We start from the raw sequence: 24,567 nt of genomic DNA, 5'->3' as shown, positions 1-24,567 counted from the left end.
CCTTAGAGCATATCTTGTTTATCATAATAATCAAATAACCAGGCGGCATCTTTTAAGGCTGAATGACAAGAATCCTTCTCTGACAAAATGACTTCCTCCATTGGTATTTTCCAATCAATACCTAAATCAGGATCGTTCCAAGCAATAGCGCCTTCACACTGAGGAGCATAAAAATTATCGCATTTATATTGAAAAACCACTTCTTCACTTAAAACAGAAAAGCCATGAGCAAAGCCACGGGGAATAAAAAACTGACGATGATTATCCTCTGTCAATTCAACCGAAATATGTTTTCCAAATGTGGGAGAGCCTTTGCGGATATCGACAGCTACATCAAGAACAGCGCCTTTCACAACCCGGACCAACTTACTTTGTGCAAAAGGTGGTTTCTGAAAATGCAGACCACGAATCACTCCATAACTTGACTGAGACTCATTATCCTGAACAAACATCGTTTTACAAACTTTCTCTATAAACACATTTTGATTAAAAGATTCAAAGAAATAACCGCGTTCATCACGAAACAAACGAGGTTCAATAATCACAACACCCTTTATATCAGTTTCTATTATATTCATTATTGGTCTGCAGCTAATTCATCAATTACTTTCAAAAGGTACTGCCCATATTGGTTTTTCAACATAGGCTGAGCCAATTTCTTCATTTTATCAGAATTAATCCACCCCTGACGAAGTGCAATGCCTTCCAGACATGCTATTTTCAACCCTTGGCGCTTTTCAATCACTTCAATAAAGGTACTTGCTTCACTCAGAGAGTCGTGCGTACCTGTATCCAGCCAAGCAAAACCACGTCCTAAAATCTGCACTTTCAATTGTTCTTTTTTCAGAAAATACTGATTCACAGTTGTAATTTCCAACTCACCACGGGCAGAAGGTTTTATGTTCTTAGCAACTTCCACAACCTTATTAGGATAAAAATAAAGTCCAACAACGGCATAATTGCTTTTAGGCACTTTCGGCTTTTCTTCAATGGAAAGACAATTACCTCTTTTATCAAACTCCGCAACACCATAACGTTCCGGATCATTCACCCAATAACCAAACACCGTTGCCTCTTGCTTTTCATCAGCAATCCGGACCGCTTCTTTTAACATAGCCGAAAAGCCATTGCCATGAAAAATATTATCACCCAAAATCAGGCATACTGAATCATCACCGATAAATTTCTCACCAATAATAAAAGCTTGTGCTAAACCATCAGGAGAAGGTTGCTCGGCGTACTCAAAACGTACTCCAAAGTCAGAACCGTCACCCAGCAAACGTTGAAAGCCGGGTAAATCGTATGGAGTGGAGATAATCAATATTTCACGAATCCCTGCCAACATGAGTACAGAGATAGGATAATAGATCATCGGTTTATCAAATATCGGAAGCAACTGCTTACTGACCCCTTTGGTGATCGGATATAAGCGAGTGCCCGAACCACCGGCCAAGACAATACCTTTCATCAATATACTTATTAAAATTAAATTACTATACCGAAATCATTCCACCTCACTCCAAGGATACGGATTCTCTTGCACATCCTTCAGGCGTTCCATCACCTCACGCTCCTCTTCCGACAACTCCCTGTCTTGCCATGTATCGATGATAGCCTGAGCTTCCCGGGCCAACTCCTCGTCGAAAACCTCTCCGTAACAATAAACTAACAGTTGGACTTTCAACAGGGAGGCAGGCAGATGCTCCAATACATCCCAGCAACGATCCAGAATATGCTGAATACGTTCCTCCTTGTCACCGTTATTATAGAGAGTCGCATTATATCCCATCAGGAGCGACAGGCACAACCGGGCCTCTTCTTCATGACTATTGCCACGCTTGTCGTACAAGGCATTAGCCTGAGAAAAAACATCACGATTCAGACGGGTGAATTGATCACTGTAGATCGGCCGACCGTCCATGCCTAAGTAGCAAAGTTCATGGGCAGAAGCATAAAGGGCGGAGATTTCGGATTCTAAATAGTTCATATCTTTTTATGTTATTTTTCGATGACAGGTTCGACCAATGAAGGATGGACAAAAGTGGTGGCGACAGCCATGACTCCTTCAATGGTGACTACGACACGACGGTCATTGCGGACACGGACAAACTCGCCCTCCACCCCCTCGAAAAGCCCCCCGGTGATACGCACACGGGTACCCTTGCGGATGTTCAACTCGGAAGGTTCGAAATAAAGCAGGGATTCATCATAATTCGCAGAGACCGCCATGAAATTACGCATTTGAGAATCAGGAACGATGATGGGACGATGGTATTCACGGTCCATAATGTAACGGATAGGAAGCGTGGTGCCCTTGCTCTCTTTGATGGCATCGATACAACTACGCGAGGAACGGACAAAAACCAGATTATGAACCGCAGGAACAAGCTTACGAACCCGACGCTCGTTTTTAATGGTATATTCGTAGTGCATGGGGATGAAATTCTCGATCCTCTCCGAATTGAGGTACTCCTGCAAAGCCAGTTCACGCCCGTAAGTGATACGCAAGGCATACCAGTGCAAAGCGGAAGAAGACAGGAGGGATTGAGAACGCTCCATCGAAGATTCGATAGATGCGGATGTTGTCATGTCGTTCACGTCAGGATGTTCTTTGGGGACACCGGAGTAGCGAAGCATACCTCCCGGTCAAGTTATGTAATGCGGATTTTAATGAAAAATTCAGTGCATCCATGTTATTTAATGACCCTCCACTATCACAGAAGGAGAGGCAGAAAATAGTTATTTATTATAATAGCCTTTAAACGAGGGTATTGAAAACAAAAAGTGTTTCAATAGACGTTCGTTTAAAAACACATGATTTTTGTATATAAATCAGAAGAGAACAGAAAACAAAATCAGACAGATAATAAACTGTTTTTTGTTAATTCATAAATACCTGTGGTTTAAGATATTGGGATAACAATCAAAAGAGAAAAATCATTTTTTTTATTAAACATTTTGTAGTTCTAAAAATACCCCCTATCTTTGCGTTCAATTAAACGAACGTCTATTGAAACACTCACTTTTTCAATTAATATCATACTATATAACAAATAGTTATCTAATCAGAAGCGTTCATTTTCTCTTTAATTCCATCTTTACTTGCCTACCGATAGATTCCTTTCTACCTTTGCAACAAATTAACAACATTTAATCATTAACAAAATAAAAGAAATTATGGACAAAGAAAAAGGATTATTTCAGATTGTGGACAAAAGTGTAAAAAAACGCTATTAGCAAATCACAACAATCTAATACAGAAATAGTTAAAGAAACAAGAGGCAGAAAGAAAGGAATACCGATACGTGGAATAATTTCGCATAAAGGAGAACTTATCAAAGCGTTGATAGAATCCTACATAGAAGATGCGAACATACAAAATATCAATACATGTCAGGCTTCACTCGCACGCTACATCAATGAAAAAAGACTAATCGGAAATATTAAAAACGGAGTATTTAAACCATTATCCATCAGTTCAATATTAGTCTATATCAGCAGCATTTGGGAAGAAGTGGAAAAGAATAGACAGCACAAACCCGCCATCCACAAAAATACGCACAATGAATTATGATAATCCGCCTTACATGAAACGTCCCCTATCTTCGTGGCGATAACATTTTATCAACTTAAAAAATATACGTATGAAACGGAAAAAAAGACCGGCATCACAAAGTGAAGCCATGAAACTGAGATGGAAGAGACGGATTGTCTTTGAGAAAGGATATACCGAACAATGTGCCGAATGGATGGCGGAGCGCCTGGAAGCGTTGACCGACCACCTGCAATACGGGCACGCAGCCATCGCTTATCAGAAGCAGAACGGAGACTTCAGGTTGGTGAAAGCGACACTGATCTACTATGAAGCGGAATTCCACAAGAAGTATGATCCCACACAAATTGAAGGCGCAGTAGTCTACTGGAATGTGGACGAACAGCGATGGACGACATTCCAGGTGGAGAACTTCATGGAATGGAGACCGATCGTATAGGGTGGGCACCACAGATTACACGGAATTTTCACAGATGAATGATTTCTATTTTGAGGAATCAAGTGAAAACGTCTTTGGGAATCCGGGGTAATTTGTGGTGAATGTATTAATGTATTATTGAAAGTACAAACAACTAATCTAAAAAAAACAAATATGGCAACAATATATGACGGGATCAACTATTTCCCGGTGGGCGTAAACTTCATGGAAGAGAACGCAATGGAAGTGATAGAAGCTAAATACGGAATAAAGGGCCCGGCAATCGTACTGAAACTGCTGTGTAAAATATACAAGGAGGGATACTTCATCCGTTGGGATGAAGAGCAGTGCCTGATCTTTGCCAACAAGGCAGGAAGGGAGGTACAGGTCGCTGAGGTGCAGGGGATCATTGAGATCCTCTTTATCAAAGGGATAATGGACAAAAACAGTTATCTGGAAAACGGAATACTGACTTCGGAAAGTATACAAAAGGTATGGATGGAGGCGACAAAGCGGAGAAAGAGAGAGTTGTCGGAACTCCCCTACCTGATGGTGAAACCGGAAAAGGAAAACGATAAACCGGAAAAGGAAAGCGGCAAACCGGACAATGCATCCACACAACAGGAAATTGAACGACCCAAGCCGCTTAAAGAAGGAAAAGTAGCTGTCAGCACAGGAGATGTAGCCGTTAGCCCGGGAAATGTAGTACACGATGTAGCCGTTAACGCAAAAAATGCATGCAATTTCGGACAAAGTAAAGTAAAGAAAAGTAGAGCAAAGGAAAATAAAGAATTACCCCCCTCAGCTCCCCCCGAGGGGAAGGAGGAAGAAAGGATGGAGGATTCTGCTTCTCTCCCGATACCGGGATACGCTTTCAATACGATGACGCACAATTATCCGGGACTGACGGATACGCTCCAAAGATTGGGGATCAACGAGGTAAGCGAGGTAAATGCCATTCTCAGGCTGTCGGACTATGGAAGAAAGGAAACGACGGTGTGGCGGCTGATTGCCAACACTTGCTGGAGTGACATAGGGGCAAAAGGAAGGTATCTGATAGCGGCACTGAACAAGGCGAAAAGAAGATAGCAGGGAGTATGAGTCCCCGATTTGTAGTTGACAAAAAAGCAAGTATATCGGTTTTAGTCTACAGAGATCTTCAGTGAGCCTAAGAAGTAAAGATCAAACTTAACAAGCTGAAATACAAACCATTAAAAGTTCAAAACATCTGTCAGTAAAAGCTTTGTTTTAACACAAAGTTAAAGTTTATTCTTTGGATGCAAATAACAAGTGTTTTAAATGCAAAAGACTTGTTATTTGCACACAAGAATAAAAATGGCTGAGAAGGGGAGTTAACAATGTTAATTGTTACGATATTATTCTCACCTAAGGATATACCCTTGTTGCAAAAACATTTTCCACACCTCCAACAAATACCTACAATTAGGTATTTTTTATCTTGCCCAACATTTTCTGTAAGATTAAGAACTTAAATTAAGTTGCATTATAATATATTTGCGGCAAATACATTAGATAATTTATGACCTAACCTAAACATTATGAAGTATTTTGTATCACTCTTTCTCAGTCTATTTTTTTTAGTTTTTATGTCCTGTGGCAATGAAGACAATGCTTGGGATAATAATATCCCTATTATTACTCTTAATGAACAATCTGATTCCTCAGGACTATTAAAGAGCCAAATAACTGACATCATTAATTACTCCAAAATCAATTTTGATGAAAACTTTAATAATACAGAACTTTATAAGAACTTGATTTTAAGCCCTAAATGGGAAAATGTTTCTATGGTTCTTCAGAAACAAGACACACTCCATTTATGTGTTCCTCTGCTAGCACAGGATAATCCTGAACACAATTCCTATTATTTGTTTATTTCAAATATCAAATCAGCAAATATCATAAGATTTACCATCATTGGGCTACCGGAAAATTTTTGGGATATTATAAATGCTCCTATTACCAGAGCCGGTATTATAGATGCCGGGTGGATTCCCGAAGTTACAATTCTTGGAGATTTATGTCGACAAATGAGTCATATCTGTTCAGATCCATATGATGAAGCTTTTCTTGAGTTCCTACACAGCAAATGGCTTAAAGAACATGGCAATGAAAGTTCCTCAGATAGTTCTTCATCTGGTGGCGATTATAGTCGGCTGACTGAAGCAGAAAAGCGCTTCCTTATGCGACATCCACAAGTAATTAAAAAATTTCATGATAACGCAAGAAAAGCTAGTGAAGCAGCTAAAAAATTTCCAGGACAGCACAATGGAGAGGGCGATGCGGTAAGACATGTTTATTGGAGTGCTCTCAACACGCTTTCAGAAAATGCAAATCTGGCAAAAGAGTTCGGTGATGCACATGAACAAAATCCGGGACAAGATATTGCAGAGAAGAATATGGATCTATTTAATAACTCCATTGGTTATCAACTGGGAGATCTAGCAAAACAAAATAAATGGTCAGAAGAACGTTTATTTAAGGAAATAATAAAATATAAAAATGATGGAAAATTACAAACAAAATTACATCCATAAGTCATATCTGTTTTTAGCAATCTTATTTTCTTTGCTTAGTTGCCAAAAAGAGGTGGTATCAAAGGTAACTTTCGAAAGAAAGCTATCAGGAATAAAACCAGAAACCGAATTTAGACTCGATTCTCTGAGAAATGATAAATGGCAAAAATGCTATATTATTCCACCGTATCAACAGTACAATTCTACATTAAATAGGATAAAGTTGAGAAAGCATGATTTAAATAAAATAAAGGAAAATGCAATCTCTGATGGAATAAATACATTTGTGTTTATAAATAACGATGGATCAATATCAATAGAAACAGTTTCAAGATCTATCATTGATATTCAAGACACATTGTTAGACTCCATATTCCTTTTTTATCCCACAACAATAATGAAAATGGATAGTAAAAGAAAAATTATAGACATAAAATAATTATGTACTCAACGGAGCCACATAAATCGAGCCTTTTCATTTACATGTATCATAACCCTCTATTTAAAAACCCAACATTGCAGCGGGAGGAATATTCAATACCCGACAAAGCAAACGGGCTATTTTCAAAGTAGGTTCTAAACGTCCTGCAATATAATCATTCACCCGTGAAGGACTTATTCCAATCTCAATGGCAAGTTGCTTTTGGCTCATTCCTTTTTCTTCAAGATAAAGTTCTATTAATTCTGCAACAGTTGGTTTTTCTATCGGATAATGTTCTTTTTCGTATGCAATAACTATGTCGGACATAACAGAGAGTTCCACTGTATTCTTATCATTCGCAGGGATATTATCATCAACCAATGGTAGAAGTTCTTCCACTCTCGCCAAAGCAAATTCATATTTTAGGCATAAGTGATACTGGATGTAAATCGTGACAACCAGACGTTTTGCGCCTAAAATCATCGCATTTTTTGCGACATTACACTATTTTGCTTGGTAATACGACAATAAATGATTAATTTCGTTGCAAATATTGCGGCGTTATTCATGGCTTAATGACGCATCAACCATATTCTAAGTATGTATATACACGAAAGAGACAATTGGACAGTATTCCATTGGAACGCTTCTGAACTGACAGTACTTCTTGAAGAAGTGAATCGTAAACAGGGCTTGTTGTACGGCAGACTTGCCTCGCTTGGCTTTGATAGCAAGTTAAAAGCGATGGCAGAGAACTTGACGTATGATGTTGTTTATTCGTCAGAAATTGAAGGCATACGCCTAAATGTAGACGAAGTACGCTCATCCATAGCTCGAAAATTGGGTATTGAAAACATAAAACAGACAGTACCGTCACACTATGTAGACTCTGTTGTGGCGGTTATGCTTGATGCAGTGAATCATTACAACCAGACATTGACAAAAGAGAAAATTTGTGCATGGCAAGCAGCATTCTTCCCAACCGGTTTCAGCGAGGGCTCACAGATTGAAGTTGGTAGGTATCGTACAAACGAGGAACATATAATTTCCGGGATGTTCGGTCGCGAGAAAATCCATTATATTGCCCCTGCACCGGAACGTGTGGATGAGGAAATGGCACAGTTCATTGATTGGTTTAACAGTCAGGAAAATGTAAATTCAGTTATTCGGTCGGCTATTGCACATTTCTGGTTTGTTAGTATTCATCCATTTGAAGATGGTAACGGACGATTGGCACGCATACTTTCTGATATGCTGTTGGCCCGTGCCGACAAGAGCGAGTTCCGATTTTACAACATTTCCTCGCAGATAAATAAGGATAAGAACCACTATTACGATATTTTGGAAAAGGCTCAACATGGCGATGGTGACATCACTGAGTGGATATGTTGGTATGCCAATACGCTGTCTGCTGCACTTGATGAAGCGGAAAATATCGTCAGCACTATTTTGAACAAAAGTTTCTTTTGGCAAAAGACTTCGTTCATTCCACTAAGCCAAAGGCAGACCGATATACTGAACCTGTTCCTTGACGGTTATGAGGCTAAAATAACTTCCAAGACTTGGGCAACATTGGCTAAATGTTCCAAAGACACAGCCATACGAGATATTCAAGACCTTGTAGAAAAAGACATTCTTCGAGAGGATATTCCCGGTGCTAAACGTCCGAGCTATTCTATTATATATGATCCGGAAGACATTACTGCCTTTTTTTCTGAAATCAGTGTTGAAGAGAAAAACGGTAATAAATACATTAAAGCTCTCTATAAGGGTAAGATACATGTACGCGAAAGAATTTTGCCACTGGACGCAAAACGGTTTGAAAATGGCAACCTCCCATTAGAGAATCTGCTTGCCAAATATTGCTCATATTTAAGAATGAACTGAGTGATTAGACACATTCATAATCCTTAATGATAGAAATTTCTCAGAAATTCAGCTTTTCATCATTACTCTATCTCCGATTTCCTATCTTCATCAGCACCAGCCCAATAACAATCCAGACCATCTCCCGCACCCGTGTAATCAGAGCGGCAAATACCCCATATGCTCCGGACAAAGACAAGCCGGCTACCGCCAGGGCAAAGCCTCCTTCCCTACCCCCTAATTGCATGGGAAGAAAGAAAAGCAGATTAGCCAACAAGGAAGAGAAAGCGACGATCAGGATGCAACCGACAAAACTGACATCCGTAGTCAATACATTCAGAATCAACCAGACTTCGAGACACCCCACTATGCGAGCGGTATACTCTAAACCCAATGCCGAATAAAAGGTACTTTTTCGCTGTTGATGAAGCAATGCTATCTGACTGTCTATGGTTTCCAGTTTTTCTTTATGGAGTTCCGCAAAGCGGACTGCACGATTCTTCAAAAAAGGGATATGACTACCCAGACGTACGCATGCCACAGCCATACCGTTCCGGTAGCCTTTGATAAAAAGAGTGACAAGTAAAAGGCAGAAGAGTGTGATCAACCCCAAGACAATGCCCATCCCCCAACCGACCGGATAAAAAAAGACATAAATCAACACCGAGCTGAGCCAGAAACAGAAATGCGAAAAGATATGCATCATCACATACAGGATGACCGAAGATGTGGCACGCTCCACTCCGACATAGGGAGTCAGCTCCATAATCCGGTAAGGCTCCCCTCCCATCAGTCCCACGGGAGTGACATAATTCAACGCAAAACCGGAAACCGTGAATTTATAGAGCCGGGCGAACGACAATGAATTCACCGGACCACTGCTACGAAGGATGATATACCACGAAAGGGTATTAATCAGATAGATGAAAAGCCAAAGGACCAGAACCAGCGGCAGATAAAATCCGGCACGCCGCAGGTTGTCCAGCAGTTCATCATAAGACACATCGAAAGTGAACAGCATGATGATGACGGCCAGGATGCCAAAGGCCAAAAACAAATTACGAAATTTACTCTTCAAAACAATATACAATTTAACGCATCAAAGATAACGTTAATAATTTATACAATGATATAAGAATAGCCCGTTTAACAAAACACTTTCTTGTACAAGCTGTTTTTAATGAGAATTTAAACCTAAACAAATTAACTATGGATTGGATTATTCATCAACTTAGGGTTCACCCCGAGCTTGCCATCTTTTTGACCCTTTTCGTAGGGTTTTGGATTGGCAAAATAAAAATCGGAAAGTTCAGCCTGGGTGTCGTTACAAGCGTATTGCTGGTAGGTGTCCTTGTGGGGCAATTGAACATTACGGTCGACGGCCCCATTAAATCTGTTTTCTTTTTACTCTTTTTATTCGCTATCGGCTATAAAGTCGGTCCGCAGTTTTTCCGGGGACTGAAAAAGGACGGACTCCCCCAAATGGGATTTGCTGCCATCATGTGTGTATTCTGTCTGATTATTCCCTGGATATTGGCTAAAATTATGGGTTACAATGTAGGGGAAGCAGCCGGATTACTGGCCGGTTCACAGACGATATCGGCTGTCATAGGCGTGGCAGGAGATACGATCAATGAACTAAACATATCTCCTGAAACAAAAGAGGCTTATAATAATATTATCCCGGTATCATATGCCGTAACCTACATCTTCGGTACGGCGGGTTCGGCATGGGTATTGGGCTCTCTCGGTCCCAAGTTATTGGGCGGACTCGATAAAGTAAAAGCCGCCTGTAAAGAATTGGAGGCTAAAATGGGGAATAGCGAAGCGGATCAACCCGGCTTTATGCCCGCTGCACGTCCGGTGACTTTTCGGGCTTATAAAGTAGATAATGAGTGGTTTGGTGACGGAAAACGGGTATCAGATCTTGAAAGCTATTTCCAGGAGAATGACAAGCACCTGTTTGTCGAACGTGTCAGACAAGCCGGAGTTATCGTAAAAGAAATCACCCCGACCCTGATTCTCAGGAAAGGGGATGAGGTGGTATTGAGCGGTCGCCGTGAATATGTTATCGGCGAGGAAGATTGGATCGGCCCCGAGGTACTGGATCCTCAGTTATTGGACTTTCCGGCTGAAGTATTGCCCGTCATGGTAACCCGGAAAACCTTTGCCGGAGAAAAAATAAGTTCAATACGTTCACAGAAATTCATGCACGGTGTCAGTATACGCCGTATCAAAAGGGCGGGTATCGATATACCGGTACTGCCTCAAACCATTGTGGATGCAGGTGATATTGTCGAATTGGTAGGGACCAAACACGAAGTGGATGAAGCTGCCCAAAAAATGGGGTACGCCGACCGTCCAACCAACCAGACAGATATGATTTTCGTTGGTCTGGGTATTCTGATCGGAGGACTGATAGGTGCCCTGAGTATCCACATGGGTGGTGTCCCCATCAGTCTCAGCACCAGTGGAGGCGCATTGATCGGAGGATTGTTCTTTGGCTGGCTACGCAGCAAACATCCGACTTTCGGACGTATTCCCGAACCTGCTCTCTGGATACTGGACAACGTAGGTCTGAACATGTTTATTGCTGTCGTGGGCATCGCTGCAGGTCCCAGCTTCGTACAGGGATTCAAAGAAGTGGGGCTAAGCCTGTTCATTGTAGGCGCACTGGCTACTTCCATTCCTCTGATAGTAGGCATACTTATGGGAAAGTATCTCTTCAAATTCCACCCGGCACTGATATTGGGATGCACAGCAGGTGCACGTACTACTACCGCCGCATTAGGTGCCATCCAGGAAGCTGTTGAAAGCGAGACTCCCGCTTTGGGATATACAGTGACGTATGCTGTGGGAAATACTCTCCTGATTATCTGGGGAGTCGTAATTGTGTTACTCATGTAAAATAGATTTTGATATTAACTAAACATAACCCTGACATAATAATGAAAAGTAATGAAAACAACGGAGCAGTAACTAAAAGTTTTGCTAAAAAGATGGAGAGTATCAGTCCCTTCGAACTGAAAAACAGACTAATTGAAATGGCTGATGAGAGCATCAAAAAGATAGCTCATACCATGCTGAATGCCGGACGTGGAAACCCGAACTGGATTGCCACCACTCCACGTGAAGCTTTCTTCCTTTTAGGTAAATTCGGACTGGAAGAATGTCGGCACGTGATGTACTTGCCGGAAGGAATTGCCGGTATCCCGCAAAAAGACGGGATTGCCGCCCGCTTTGAGACTTTTCTCAAAACCAATCATAGCCAGCCGGGTGCGGAACTATTAAAAGGAACCTATCAATACATGTTACTGGAACATGCCGCCGACCCAGACACCCTTGTCCACGAATGGGCAGAAGGGGTAATAGGTGACCAATATCCGGTACCGGACCGCATCCTCCAGTTTACCGAGATGATTGTACAAGACTATCTGGCACAGGAAATGTGCGACAGTCGTCCGCCAAAGGGCAAATACGATTTGTTCGCCACCGAAGGCGGTACGGCAGCCATGTGCTACGTTTTCGACTCTCTGCAAGAAAACTTCCTGCTCAATAAAGGAGATGGAATCGCCTTGATGGTACCTGTCTTCACCCCCTATATTGAAATCCCTCAATTGAGACGCTATGAATTTAACGTTACGGAAATATCTGCGGACCAGATGACAGCAGACGGGCTGCACACCTGGCAATACAAAGACGAAGATATAGACCGCCTGAAAAACCCGCAGATCAAAGCACTCTTCATTACCAATCCCAGTAACCCACCCAGTTATACACTGAGTCCTGAAACTGCCGCACGGATTGTAGATATCGTGAAGAAAGACAATCCGAACCTGATGATTATCACAGACGATGTATACGGTACATTCAGTCCGCATTTCCGCTCGCTGATGGCCGAACTGCCGCAAAATACTTTGTGCGTCTATTCCTTCTCCAAATATTTCGGGGCTACCGGATGGCGCGATGCCGTAATCGCTCTGCACGAAGAGAATATTTTTGACCGGATGATAGCCCACTTACCGGAAGAACAAAAGGCAATCCTCAATAAGCGTTACTCCAGTCTGACCCTTGCCCCCGAAAGATTAAAATTCATCGACCGCATGGTAGCCGACAGCCGGCAAGTGGCGCTCAATCATACAGCCGGATTGTCTCTGCCGCAACAGACGCAGATGAGCCTCTTCGCTTCTTTCGCCATACTGGATAAAGAGAACCGGTATAAAAACAAGATGCAGGAGATCATCCGGAGACGCCTGAAAGCTCTGTGGGATAATACCGGATTCTCACTGGTGGACGATCCGCTGCGTGTAGGATATTATAGTGAGATAGATATGCTGGTGTGGGCTAAGATATTCTACGGAGAAGAGTTTGTAGACTACCTCAAGAAAACGTACAGCCCATTGGATGTTGTTTTCCGCCTCGCCAACGAAACCTCATTGGTATTGCTGAATGGTGGCGGTTTTGCCGGACCGGAATGGAGCGTACGTGTATCACTTGCCAACCTGAATGAAAAGGATTATGTCAAAATAGGCCAGGGAATCAAACGGATACTGGATGAATATGCCCAGAGATGGCAGGAATCACGGAAATAAGATCCTGAATCTTGTCAGTCCGTCAGCGTATGTACGCAATGAAAACGTACAGCCATGACGGCTTAAAACTTCACGGATAAAGACCAGGCCGATACCTTGTCCGTTGGGTTTGGTAGAAAAGAAGGGACTGAAGAGCTTTGCTTCAGTCTCTTTTGTTATGCCGGGCCCATTGTCCACCACTTCGATAGCAGCAGGTGATGAGGTGCGGATGGTAATCTGACCGTCTTTCCCGATACTTTCAGCCGCATTTTTAATAATATTCACCAATACCTGCTCAAACAGGGAGGCGTCCAGTTTCACATCGTCCAATGATTCATCACATATCAGTTGTAACCGGATATTCCGGTCATTGCACATCCCCTCCATAAAGCGTTTGCAACTGAATGCAAGGTCATTCAGGTTGATCGGAGTAAGACGGGGATCGGGAATCTTCACCACGTCGGCAAAACGGGTAATGAAACGGCTCATAGAAAAACAACGTTCCGTACAGACACGCATCACATCACAAATATCTTCCATACCATCCGACTCTGACAATGCCTGTTCGACTGTATCCAGTGTAGAAGTAATCCCTGCCGTCGTATTATTCACTTCGTGCGCAATCATACGGATCACTTTCTCGTATGCCTTTTTCTCTGCTTTCATCACTTCGTCTGTCAATCCTTCCATCAGATAAAAAGGATGCTGGAAGCCGCGGTCCACAAACGAAGAATGAGTACATTTATAGATATTTGAATCATTCAGTCGCACGGTGCTGGTTTCTCCCTTCGGAATGGCAGCCAGTTCTATGGCAAGCGGCGAATCGATCTCAGACAGTTTCCTGCCTTCGGCTTCTTCCGGACGGACTCCCATCATCTTCATCGCCATCGGGTTTAGTTGGGATACCTCTTCATCCAGTGTCATAATGACAACACCCATAGGTGAAGCGTTAATCATCAGATCAAGAAAATGATTCTGTTCACGCAACCGGAGACGCTCGTTTTTCAGTTGATCCATCATACGGTTGAACACATTCACTACCCGATCGGCTTCCTGTTGACCTACGTGGCTCAGGCGGCTGCTGAAATCCTGTTCTCTCAAAAGTTCCATACCACTGCCAATCGTATTCATTGGTTTCACTATCTTCCGGTAAAACAAAATCAGATATAAAACGAGGAACAGCATCAACCCTTCTGCGATATAGAGATATTTCGCCACAATGGTTTCGGATACATAGAACAGAAAGCCCATGATGGAAAACAACAGAAAGATAAGTATGAAGAAAAATCCTTTTACCGGCATGTGATTGATGATTAACGATTAAAAAGTAATGATAAGCAACGAGTCACTTATCACTGATATCATATTTCTCCAAACGACGGTACAATGCCGCACGGCTGATACCTAACGCTGTAGCCACCTGGCTCAGGTTCCCTTTATAACGCTCCAATGCCTGAAGAATTGTCTGTCTTTCGATTTCATCGAGTGTCATTCCTGCAAACGAAGAGGCAGTTGACGTACTTTCATCATGTCGCTGGTACTGACTCTCGAAATCGGTTGCATCCAACACTTCCTTGCCACTGACCAGAATCGTACGCTCCACCAGATTTTTCAACTCACGGATATTGCCCGGAAAAGGCAAACGACTCAGGAAGTTCAATGCATCCGACGAAAACTCCGTACGGGGTAGGTTGTTGATCTCAGCCTGACGATCGGCAAAGTGTCTGGCGAGTAACGGTATATCCTCTCTGCGCTCTCTCAACGCAGGAAGTTTTATGGTTATCAGGTTAATGCGATAGAACAGATCTTCACGGAAAGTGTGTTCGCTTACCATCTTGGCCAAGTCGGCATTGGTAGCCGAAACAACCCGTATATCCGTCTTACGCGGACGGCTGTCACCCAGTACTTCAAAAGTCTGGTCCTGCAATACCCGCAACAGTTTCACCTGGCATGAGGGATCGAGATCGCCGATTTCATCCAGAAAAATAGTTCCTTTATTCGCCATCTCAAAACGCCCCATACGATCGGAAGTGGCATCTGTGAAGGCTCCTTTTTTATGACCGAACATCTCACTTTCAAACAGACTCTGGGATATTCCTCCAAGATTGACTTTCACAAAAGGCTGACGGGCACGCTGACTGTTGATGTGGATAGCCTCGGCTATCAGTTCTTTACCGGTTCCGCTCTCACCGGTGACCAATACCGAAGCATTGGTTCGTGCAATACGAGCCACCGTATTCAACACTTCTGTCAATCCGCGGCTCTTGCCAATAATATGGCTCCGGTTCAATGAACCGCTTTGCTCCTGAAGTGTATCCTTCGGAGTTGCAGTAAGCTCCAAAGCAGTCTCTATGCGTTGCAGCAATGCGGCATTATTCCAGGGTTTGGTGATAAAATCGAATGCACCGGCCTGCATTCCCTGTACGGCAAGTTGGATACTACCCCATGCAGTCATCAGAATTACAGGAACATCCGGACGAAAGATCTTGACCTGCTTAAGAAGGGTCAATCCCTCTTCTCCGGAAGTGGAAAGTGTAAAATTCATATCCATCAAAATCAGAGAAGGAGCTTCCGAACGGACTACTTCCATCGCCTCACGCGGACCGGGTACAGTTACCACTTGGTAACCGGCACGTTTCAGCATGAAACTCAACGAGGAACGAACTCCACTATCATCATCTATAATTAAAAGCATAAGTGTTATTTTTTTGATTTGCAAAACTACTCTTTTTGGGGTTAAAACCAAACTAATTCTTCACAACATCATCAAAATCGGCTTCCAGTGGTGTATTATTCTGGAAGTCCCACAGCGTCAGACTGCGGAGCTGGTAAAAATAATACCAGTACCAGTAGAGTTCATTGATATGTTTCTGCCGGGCATCATCTTTCGAATTCTGGGCATCATTCAGGTCGAGTGTATTGATTTTACCTATCAGGAAAGTCTCAATACTGGTTTTATAACGCTGCTGTGCAATCTTATCCGCTTCATTGGCAATAGAAAGTTGCTGTGCCTGATTATTAAAATTCTCTACAAGCAGGAAGATGTCCTGATCAAAGTCAATTTGTTCTTTACGTATTTTGGATAAGGTAACTTCCCGGTTACTCTTGGCTACACGCACTTTTCCACGACGCTTTCCCCAATCAAGAATTGGAATCTTCACACCGACCTCTACCACCTGGTTATCGAGTAATTTTTGATAAGAAGCAGAGAAATCCTTATTCAGTCCGGTATATCCCACGTTTGCGAAAAGATCGATACTACGAAGATTGCCACGTGCGGTAGCCACTTCGTAATCAGCTTCCAACTGCCGGCGACGTATGTTATGAGCGAAAGAATTGCGCTCCAATGCTTTATTCAGCACTTTGTTGTATTCCATTTTAAGATCGGGTGCTGATTCCGGTATTACCGGCTCCAATACCTGATCATCTCCTATTGCCAGGAAAGAGCGCAGCCGGAACATATTTGCATTCAGATTACTCTGTGCATCGGTAACGGCAGCCCGGGCTTTCAATGCAGCCAGTTTCAATTGTAAAAGCTCATTTTCGGAAATTTGCCCCATCTTTCGTTTCGCTCCGGCCACCTCGTACAAGCGATCTGCATTTATCTGATTCTGGCGGGCGGTTCCCAGAGTTTCTTTAGCCAGCAGAAGATTAAAGAAGTAAGTGATCGCGTTCATGGTTACAGTCTCTGTAGCAGTGATAAAGGCTGCTTTTGCCTCTTCATAACGAACCGGCTCAATGCGGCGATTCCATTTCAGATCATTCACTCCAAAGATAGGTTGAGTCAATTGTAAAGCGATAGGCACGGACATAAACTGCCGGTTTCCACCACTCCCCAGCTGTTTCACAAAGTCGAGTGAAGAAGACAGGGCTATCTTACCACCCGTAAACCAGATATTCTGATCAATGGAAAGCGTACCGTTCAGCCCTAACTTATTACTGCGGACAAAGGAGTAAGAGCCGTCTTCATTCTGATAACTGTTATATTGTTTTCCATAGCTTGGCAAAGTTCCGCTGAAATTTACTTCCGGCAACAAATCGGCACGGAACGTACGGTATTCCCAATAAGCTGTCTTCAACTCATTGAGAGCAACGGCTGCATCTACAGACTGTGTACGCGCCAATGCAATGGCTTCATTCAAGGTAATCTCCCGTGTTTCCTGTGCACTCAATGCCAACGAACAGAAGGCAAAAGCAGAGAGTAGAAAAGATCGTTTCATATAGAATTTGTTTATTTACCGGCAGAAAAGCAAACCCTGTGCCAAATATTGAGTGTTGCAGCGATCACTCTAGCTCGCTATATAACATAAACATTCATTTGAAAGAGTTCAGTGTATGATAATCCTCACTCCACTTCCCTCCTGGTCACTCTTCTCCTGTTCGTCATCCACCACTCCTTTTGTTCATCCTTCACCGTTTATCGTTCACCGTCTAAAATCAATCCTCCTTCTTCTGTCCGAAAATGAACAGTTTGTCCGCAGACGGACGCCCCCGGTGTACTTATTCACAAGTATCCGGCAAACGAACTGTGAAACGGGTTCCCTTTCCTTCCTTCGAAGTAACCGTGATGACTCCATTCAAACGTCCGATGATGGTTTGACAAATACTCAGTCCCAACCCGGCTCCCTGGGTAAAACTGTCGACTTTATAGAAACGTTCGAAGATATGCCTCAACCCATCCTCCGAAATACCTTTTCCGGTATCTTCTACAAAAATAGAAGTATATCCCGGCTCTTCCTCCGTATAACCGAATGTGATCGCCCCTTGTGTTGTAAACTTGGCAGCATTGTTTATCAGGTTATTCACCACTTGTTGCAAGCGGACATTATCCGTCACCAGATATTTTTTACTATTCTCCGGCAACTTCAATACCAACCGAACTCCGGAAGGCATGTTCAACTGTTGTGAATCGTATACATTCTTCATCAATAACGGAAGATTGTGCCCGGCAAACTGGAAATCCATCGTACCGGACTCTATACGGGACAAATCGAGAATATCATTAATAAGTGCCAGTAACAGACCACAGTTTTTATTGATTGTCTCAATAAACAACTTTACCTCCTCTTCGGTAAATCCACTGGTATCACTCAACAAATCGGAGAAGCCCACGATGGCATTCAGCGGGGTACGTATTTCGTGACTCATATTAGCAAGGAATGCCGATTTAAGCTTATCTGCCTGAAGTGCTTTATCACGGGCTGCGGTCAATTGCTCTTCGGTAGTCTTATAGCGCTGTATACTCTGACATACGCCCAGAATGCTGTAAGGTGTGTCTGTCGTAAGTCCTGCAAGCACCGAAGTACGATATTCCCACCATTCGTATCTGCCGTCACCGCTAAGCTGGCGGAAACTCATACGGGTACTCTGGCTCAGGCCTGCCAATGCACGGTTAAAGAGTTCGAACGCCAACTCCTGATCGTCCGGATGAACCATCCGATCCATCTCATTCCGTGAAATGGTAGTCTTGTTCTCTGCAAATCCGAAGCGTACCAGAAAGCCCGCAGGAAAAGTAAATAAACCGGTACGGATATTATACTGCCAGGGATAGATGGAGCTTTCGTCCACCGCCATACTAAAGAAACGTTTTTGCATCTCTTCATCCGATATATTACGGGCCGAAAGGGCCATTCCGGTGATTTTACCATGTGCCCGGATAGGAACGATCTCACCCGAAACAGGGAAATAGCTGCCACTATGGACTTCCTGCATAAACGAATTTTCGGGAATGACCACACTGCCCTCTTCAGTTACCACCCGCTCGAGCATGGAACGGAGAATCTCTTTACCATTATTGTAAATCTTGAAGATACTGCCTGCCGGTAATCCTTCATAAGGACGCGCGGCTTCATCCTTAGGCAAATGCAGCATTTTCAGTAAAGAACGATTCGTAAAATGAATACGGAGATCGGTATCGTACGTGATCACACCGTCACGGATAGAATGGAATACATTATCGAATTCATCACGTTGGGCAACCAACCGGTTTTGTATCAGTAAACGGGTCTGGGCATGGATGCGCCGACGGGATTCGCGACGGTTGATGCGATACAGCCACACTATCAAAAACACCAGTAAAGCTAATATCGAGCTATACAGTAAGATATAGAGCAAACGATATTTCTCTCCGTATGGTTCGTTGATAATGGTTCCTCCAATAGCCTGCACCTGCTTGGGATTTACCTTGAAAAACACCAACTGCTTGAAATCATACATAAAATTCAAGGGAGATTCAATAATACCCACTTCCGAAGGAGTCTTCCCACGTAACACATCGGAAGCTGTCCGCCCCACCTCACGTGCAGAAGTATATGAATCGGCATCATAAGCCCCGAAGGCGCCATTAGTCAATGCAAGATTTTCACACGAAAAGAAAGGAGCTTTTGAATTACGTCCGATGAATGACATAAAAGGCGACCATTTAGGGGCAATAATCAGTGTCCTGTGCGTATTGCGCGGATAACATGTGGAAGCTATGATTTTGTTGGTTGTATCCGTTTGCGAATTATAGAAAGTTACCGTATATTCCGGATGCTCTTTCACAAAGCCATTCCATTCGTTCATAAAATCGTCTCTTCCTTTAGAACTCAGAAGGCTGTTGTCAGAGATACAAACTACTTCCGTCCGACTCGGGAAAAGGCGGTTCGCCTGCCTCAACAGCTCCCCGAAATCCGGATTTGCCGTATATCCACACACATTGGGTAACGAATCGATCAGACTGCCTTCCGGATATTTTATATTAAAAAAGATAACAGGCAACTGTAAAGGCAATGAATCCCCGCAAGTCAACAAAGTATGAAAAGCCTCGTCACTGACAGTAACAATCAAATCCGTTCCCCGTTCGCGGGCTCGTTCGCAGAAACGCCGCATAATAAGTTTCTCTGACTGATAAGTCCAGAAATTGGCATCCAGAAATTCTGTTGTCACATTCACTTTCAGTCCAGATTCGCTGAATCCTTCTTTCAATCCCCTGGCCAAATCGCCATGCCAAGGTGTTTCGGAAGCATACGACTGAATGAAAAGAACATTATAAATACGTTCCGCAGCAGTGGATATTTCTGTGAGAAATAAAAAGATAGATATAAGAAATATAGTATACGATGGTCTGTTCATAGTAAAAAAGCTGCGTTGTATCAGGATTATGGACGCAAATATACGTTATAATCTTGAAAACAACGCAGATAGATTACGATTTATTGCAATAAGCTTTTATTCCTCACGCAGTGCTTCTGCCGGCTGAATTTTCATGGACTGACGGGCCGGGAACCAAATGCCGGCCAATATCATCAATGCCATCAACAGCAGAGTAATACATTCGCACAACACAAAACGCCCGACAGTGAACGTGGAGAATTGCCACGAAGGTGTCAGTTCGCTTTTGGCAATATAATAGTCAATGCCCAGTGCCAACGGAGTGGCCAGAAGCAGCATGAACCAGCCTTCACTGAGCAAACGGAAAAAGACACTTTTCTTGCTGCCGCCTACCGCCATCATCAAAGCCATCTCTCCTTTACGCTGCTGCGTCCGGAACCAGAAAGTGCCCAACAATCCCAAGAAGATATTAAGCAGCAAAAAGCCCATCCCCACCAAATAGTTTCGTAAAGTATTCATATCGTCTAACTGGAAAGTACGACGAATATTTTGGAATGAATTTACTTTCGATAAAAAGACATTCCCCACTCTGTATTGGGATGGTGCGTCTTTCATTAACCGTTCGGCGAATCCGGCAGGTTCACCATCACTGGTACGCAGACAGATTTCATTGCCATATGCCAATTGATCCTCCCGCAATAATATTACTACCGACCGGCTATAGCAAGCGGCCGAAAAATCATCGTAACGAATCACTTCAAGTGCGGCAGACAACTTTGTACCCCGAGCTGTATCCTGATCCAAACAAAATTCTTTGCCAATATAATCTTTTAAGTCTATATGATAACGGGATTCAAAAAGATTACGCGATGCCATAAAAGTACCCTCTTTCAGCAAAGCTCCCAATTGTTCCGGTGTTTCTCCGTTAGCTCCCCGATAACGGAATACACGGAAAAAGTCAGGGGTTACCCACCGCCGGATATTATACTTTCTTTCCATAGTATCCAGACGTACTTCCATACCACTGTTACTGCCATTGTAAGGAAAAGAATTTTGTGACATACTGACTGCCTCTACTCCGGGACGACGACGCAAACGATCTAATAACTCACGTATATCGGCATTATTTTCCTCTTCCGTACGGCCGGCTATATAATCGGGGCTTTTTTCCGTGAGATAATTAAATTCAACCCTGTAAGTATTCTCTATATCAAAACCACGAGGCTCAAAATAAGTATAAAGAGTGACAAACATATAGTCGACCACATACCAAAGCACAATACTTACTAACAGTAACTCCACGAACAACCACGCATTCGAACGCCGTTCATTAACTATTTGTTTTAATAATTTCTTATTCATCGTTCATGTAGTGTTTAAGTGAGTTTTCCGCTAAGAGCATTTATGATTGACATCCGGGATGCCCGCCAAGCCGGCCACCCGCTGCTGAGCAAGTTTAGCAGCAGACAAAAGAGCAGAGCATAAATAAACGTAGAGAGTTTGAAAAGCATCTTCCACTCAATGACCGGAGCCGTATTGAGATACATCAGCCGTGAATCGGCAAAAAGTGTACCGCCCCACACATAGGAGATCAGCAAACAGAACAATAATCCTACAACACCCGCCATTAAAGTCAACACTAAATTCTCGGCAACAATCTGTCCCATCACCCCTCCGCGGGTAGCACCGAACGAACGGCGCACGCCAATCTCCGCCACACGCTGTCGCAGGCGGCTGTGAGTCATCGAACTCAGGTTAATGGCAGGAACCAACAACAAAATAAGGAAAATGATCACTTGTTGGCGAAAATAACCCGCCATATCCGGTTGCTCATTTGCCCACTTATGCTGTGACATGGTCAACTGGTCATCCGGCTGCCCCCGGTAAAAAACAAAATAATCTCCCAATCCGGCATTATACGCCAAACGACGTCGTTCACACTCTGCCCGAATCGCATCAAAATCAGAAGAACTACGAGCCAGAATCACAACCCGCATTGCTCCCATGATACCATCGCTCCATACATTATCCCCTCCTGTGATATTAGTTGAAAGATATGGGACCCATATCTGTGCATAAGCCGTCGAAGCCATTGAAGAGACATCTTTCACGACTCCGCTTAACCGGTAAGGGGCATCGTTCACAAAAATCTCTTTCCCGGCCACATTTGTAGCAGTACCGAAAAGAAGGCGGGCCACACTTTCTGTTATAACAGCCACGGGCAAACCCGATTTAGCTTCAGCATCCGAATAGGGTTTGCCGTCGACAAACGAAAAGTCGAATATACGCCAGAAAGCTCCGTCTGTCTCAAGTGCATCAACTCCTGTACGCACTCCCCGCGACAAAGAAACCTGCATCGTCCCGGGAATACTATATATACTGACTTCTTCGGGAGTTTTTAATCCTTCGAAACATCCCTTCGCCGTTTTTATTCCCATTGGACCGTTACTTGATCCGTCGTCACTCCAGGTTTTGTTGCCTACACTCATCTGTTTGACGTGTAACAAGCGGTTCCGGTTACTTTCAGGAGCAAAAGGAACCGTCTTTATCTGCTGTTGCATCACCACTACCATAATCAGGCAAATGGTCAGTGCAGTGCCCAGCACACTTATCGTAGTCAACAATGGTTGTTGCTTCAGTTGCGACAGGGCCTGCTTGAAATATTGTTTAATCATTGTGTTCTTTTTATTCTCCTACTTTCAATCCGCGTGTATTAACCCCTCCGACTCCACCTTTAGAAATATCGGCTTTACGGGCTTTACCTTTCAGGGTCATGCTTCCTACACCGTCGGCACGAGCTGTCAGTTCATCACAATCCACCCGGATATTGACACTGCCTACACCATCCAACCGTACTTTGAGAGTTTCACAAACCAAATCACTAATTTCAGCACCGCCTACTCCCGAAAGAGTTATCTTCAATTGATCCAACCGAAGTGCGGTCCGGCAATTGAAGCTGCCTACTCCCTGCAATTTTACACTCTTCAGATCAGGAGCGGCAATATACAGTTTAACATTTTTGGAATTGCTGTTATTCTCTTTATATCCAATCACCAAAGTCTCTTTTTCCACTTTCGTTGTAGTTTCGGATACATATCTCTGCGGGCCCTCTATCCGAACAGAACAACGATCGGACTGTGCAAAAATGATATCTCCGACTGCATCCAGACGGATAGAAGAAAAATCGGGAACTTTACGGTTATCAACAATGATTCCCTTACTTCCGGTAGTTTTACCACATTGGCAATCATCACTGCATTGAGCCTGTATCATATTGAAAGTTGCCCCCATTGTGAGAGCTAAAGCCACTAACATTACTCTTATTTTCATCGTTTCCTAATTTTGAGATGAATGACTGTATTATGATTATTATTGTACTTGCCGTCCGTCAAAGAACCGAATGGTGCGTGAAGTCTGTTTGGCCTGCTCCTCGTTATGGGTCACCATCACAATGGTACGTCCGTCTTCTTTATTTAACCGGTGAAGCAACTCCATTACCTCAGCCCCCATCTTGGAGTCCAGATTTCCGGTAGGTTCATCAGCAAGAATAATCTCCGGATTGCCGATAATGGCACGGGCAATGGCCACACGCTGACACTGACCACCGGAAAGTTGAGTGGGGAAATGCCGCATACGGTGAGTCAAACCGACTTTCTCAAGCACCTCCTGAGCCAGTTTCCGACGTTCGGAAGAGCCCATACGGCGATACAGTAACGGAAGCTCCACATTATCCAGTACATTCAGGGAATTAATCAGGTGAAACGACTGGAATACGAACCCAAGTGTCTTATTACGGAAAGCTGCCAGTTCCTTATCTTTCATGCCTTCAGTGTGTGTACCGTTTATCTCTATGGTTCCGGTAGTAGGTGCATCAAGCAACCCCATAATATTCAGCAAAGTCGATTTACCACAACCGGAAGGTCCCATTATGCTCAGGAACTCACCACGGTCTACTGTCAGGTTCACATTTTCAAGAGCCACTGTTTCGATTTCGTTCGTACGGTAGATTTTCGAGAGAGAAGTCAATGTAATCATAAACTTATGGTTTTAAATTATTTCTTTTTATTAAGATCATGTTCAAATGACATGCCAAAGAATTAATATACTTA

21 protein-coding genes are annotated in these 24,567 nt (G+C 43.3%); 7 read left to right on the top strand and 14 right to left on the bottom strand.

The window, feature by feature from the left end; translation table 11 throughout:
• Positions 1–2: 2 nt before the first annotated feature.
• The 4 genes from rfbC to upfY are packed head-to-tail and all read right to left on the bottom strand — an operon-like array spanning position 3 to position 2,559.
• Positions 3–578 carry a dTDP-4-dehydrorhamnose 3,5-epimerase gene (gene rfbC / locus JZY04_RS01070; protein WP_022011491.1) on the bottom strand — a complete coding sequence of 192 codons (576 nt, stop codon included), beginning with the start codon at positions 576–578 and terminating at the stop codon, positions 3–5.
• Complete coding sequence (rfbA, locus tag JZY04_RS01065) at positions 578–1,468, bottom strand: glucose-1-phosphate thymidylyltransferase RfbA (RefSeq protein WP_122142435.1); 891 nt, start codon at positions 1,466–1,468, stop codon at positions 578–580. Before rfbA ends, rfbC begins: the two co-directional genes overlap by 1 nt.
• 36 nt (positions 1,469–1,504) lie before the next feature.
• On the bottom strand, positions 1,505–1,987 hold the full coding sequence (locus JZY04_RS01060; protein ID WP_122142436.1) for a UpxZ family transcription anti-terminator antagonist: 483 nt from the start codon (positions 1,985–1,987) through the stop codon (positions 1,505–1,507).
• Between the two features lie 11 nt (positions 1,988–1,998).
• Positions 1,999–2,559 (bottom strand): capsular polysaccharide transcription antiterminator UpfY, encoded by a 561-nt coding sequence (gene upfY, locus JZY04_RS01055; protein WP_122142469.1) that lies wholly within the window; start codon positions 2,557–2,559, stop codon positions 1,999–2,001.
• A 1,085-nt stretch (positions 2,560–3,644) separates the two neighbouring features.
• Here upfY and JZY04_RS01050 point away from each other — a divergent pair.
• The 4 genes from JZY04_RS01050 (at position 3,645) to JZY04_RS01030 (ending at position 6,947) form a co-directional block, all read left to right on the top strand.
• Complete coding sequence (locus tag JZY04_RS01050) at positions 3,645–3,992, top strand: SH3 beta-barrel fold-containing protein (protein WP_032543254.1); 348 nt, start codon at positions 3,645–3,647, stop codon at positions 3,990–3,992.
• 153 nt (positions 3,993–4,145) lie between these two features.
• A complete protein-coding gene (locus JZY04_RS01045) occupies positions 4,146–5,060 on the top strand; it encodes a DUF4373 domain-containing protein (protein ID WP_122142437.1) in 915 nt (304 codons plus the stop codon).
• 470 nt (positions 5,061–5,530) lie between these two features.
• On the top strand, positions 5,531–6,529 hold the full coding sequence (locus tag JZY04_RS21175; protein ID WP_250707025.1) for a hypothetical protein: 999 nt from the start codon (positions 5,531–5,533) through the stop codon (positions 6,527–6,529).
• Positions 6,495–6,947 (top strand): hypothetical protein, encoded by a 453-nt coding sequence (locus JZY04_RS01030; protein ID WP_122142438.1) that lies wholly within the window; start codon positions 6,495–6,497, stop codon positions 6,945–6,947. Before JZY04_RS21175 ends, JZY04_RS01030 begins: the two co-directional genes overlap by 35 nt.
• A 63-nt stretch (positions 6,948–7,010) precedes the next feature.
• Here the strand turns inward: JZY04_RS01030 and JZY04_RS01025 are convergent, their stop codons facing one another.
• Entirely contained in the window at positions 7,011–7,412 is a 402-nt protein-coding gene (locus tag JZY04_RS01025; RefSeq protein ID WP_122142439.1) for a type II toxin-antitoxin system HigA family antitoxin, read from the bottom strand.
• A gap of 117 nt (positions 7,413–7,529) precedes the next feature.
• On the opposite strand from JZY04_RS01025, the gene JZY04_RS01020 reads away from it, so the two are divergent.
• The gene (locus tag JZY04_RS01020) at positions 7,530–8,816 is read left to right on the top strand and encodes a Fic family protein (RefSeq protein ID WP_122142440.1); all 1,287 of its coding nucleotides are present in this window, start codon (positions 7,530–7,532) and stop codon (positions 8,814–8,816) included.
• Between the two features lie 67 nt (positions 8,817–8,883).
• Here JZY04_RS01020 and JZY04_RS01015 read toward each other — a convergent pair whose 3' ends face one another.
• Positions 8,884–9,873, bottom strand: coding sequence for a lysylphosphatidylglycerol synthase transmembrane domain-containing protein (locus tag JZY04_RS01015; RefSeq protein WP_122142470.1), 990 nt, complete (start codon positions 9,871–9,873; stop codon positions 8,884–8,886).
• Between the two features lie 131 nt (positions 9,874–10,004).
• Here JZY04_RS01015 and aspT point away from each other — a divergent pair, with 131 nt between their 5' ends.
• Both aspT and aspD read left to right on the top strand, forming a co-directional pair.
• Positions 10,005–11,702: an aspartate-alanine antiporter gene (gene aspT / locus JZY04_RS01010; RefSeq protein WP_122142441.1), complete on the top strand. Its 1,698-nt coding sequence runs from the start codon at positions 10,005–10,007 to the stop codon at positions 11,700–11,702.
• A 41-nt stretch (positions 11,703–11,743) separates the two neighbouring features.
• Entirely contained in the window at positions 11,744–13,387 is a 1,644-nt protein-coding gene (gene aspD / locus JZY04_RS01005; RefSeq protein WP_005809417.1) for an aspartate 4-decarboxylase, read from the top strand.
• On the opposite strand, the gene JZY04_RS01000 is transcribed toward aspD, so the two are convergent.
• The 8 genes from JZY04_RS01000 to JZY04_RS00965 all read right to left on the bottom strand — a co-directional run bounded on the left by JZY04_RS01000 (position 13,376) and on the right by JZY04_RS00965 (position 24,493).
• Complete coding sequence (locus tag JZY04_RS01000; RefSeq protein WP_005776288.1) at positions 13,376–14,668, bottom strand: PAS domain-containing sensor histidine kinase; 1,293 nt, start codon at positions 14,666–14,668, stop codon at positions 13,376–13,378. The two genes, aspD and JZY04_RS01000, sit on opposite strands and share 12 nt — an antisense overlap.
• A gap of 43 nt (positions 14,669–14,711) precedes the next feature.
• Positions 14,712–16,061 carry a sigma-54 dependent transcriptional regulator gene (locus JZY04_RS00995; RefSeq protein ID WP_122142442.1) on the bottom strand — a complete coding sequence of 450 codons (1,350 nt, stop codon included), beginning with the start codon at positions 16,059–16,061 and terminating at the stop codon, positions 14,712–14,714.
• A gap of 52 nt (positions 16,062–16,113) precedes the next feature.
• Complete coding sequence (locus JZY04_RS00990) at positions 16,114–17,586, bottom strand: TolC family protein (protein WP_005809422.1); 1,473 nt, start codon at positions 17,584–17,586, stop codon at positions 16,114–16,116.
• A gap of 280 nt (positions 17,587–17,866) precedes the next feature.
• On the bottom strand, positions 17,867–20,479 hold the full coding sequence (locus tag JZY04_RS00985) for an ATP-binding protein (protein ID WP_122142443.1): 2,613 nt from the start codon (positions 20,477–20,479) through the stop codon (positions 17,867–17,869).
• Positions 20,480–20,575: 96 nt separating this feature from the next.
• Positions 20,576–21,820 carry an FtsX-like permease family protein gene (locus JZY04_RS00980; protein WP_032536875.1) on the bottom strand — a complete coding sequence of 415 codons (1,245 nt, stop codon included), beginning with the start codon at positions 21,818–21,820 and terminating at the stop codon, positions 20,576–20,578.
• A 14-nt stretch (positions 21,821–21,834) separates the two neighbouring features.
• Positions 21,835–23,133 (bottom strand): ABC transporter permease, encoded by a 1,299-nt coding sequence (locus JZY04_RS00975; RefSeq protein ID WP_122142444.1) that lies wholly within the window; start codon positions 23,131–23,133, stop codon positions 21,835–21,837.
• A gap of 10 nt (positions 23,134–23,143) precedes the next feature.
• Positions 23,144–23,788: a GIN domain-containing protein gene (locus tag JZY04_RS00970; protein WP_181996364.1), complete on the bottom strand. Its 645-nt coding sequence runs from the start codon at positions 23,786–23,788 to the stop codon at positions 23,144–23,146.
• Between the two features lie 39 nt (positions 23,789–23,827).
• Positions 23,828–24,493 carry an ABC transporter ATP-binding protein gene (locus JZY04_RS00965; RefSeq protein ID WP_005776280.1) on the bottom strand — a complete coding sequence of 222 codons (666 nt, stop codon included), beginning with the start codon at positions 24,491–24,493 and terminating at the stop codon, positions 23,828–23,830.
• Positions 24,494–24,567 lie beyond the last annotated feature (74 nt).

Source organism: Bacteroides sp. 11BF (genome assembly GCF_019633765.1).
In the GTDB taxonomy this organism is placed as follows: Bacteria; Bacteroidota; Bacteroidia; order Bacteroidales; family Bacteroidaceae; genus Bacteroides; species Bacteroides hominis.
Note: the sequence above shows the minus strand (reverse complement) of the source record. Positions and strands in the feature narration are given on the sequence as shown.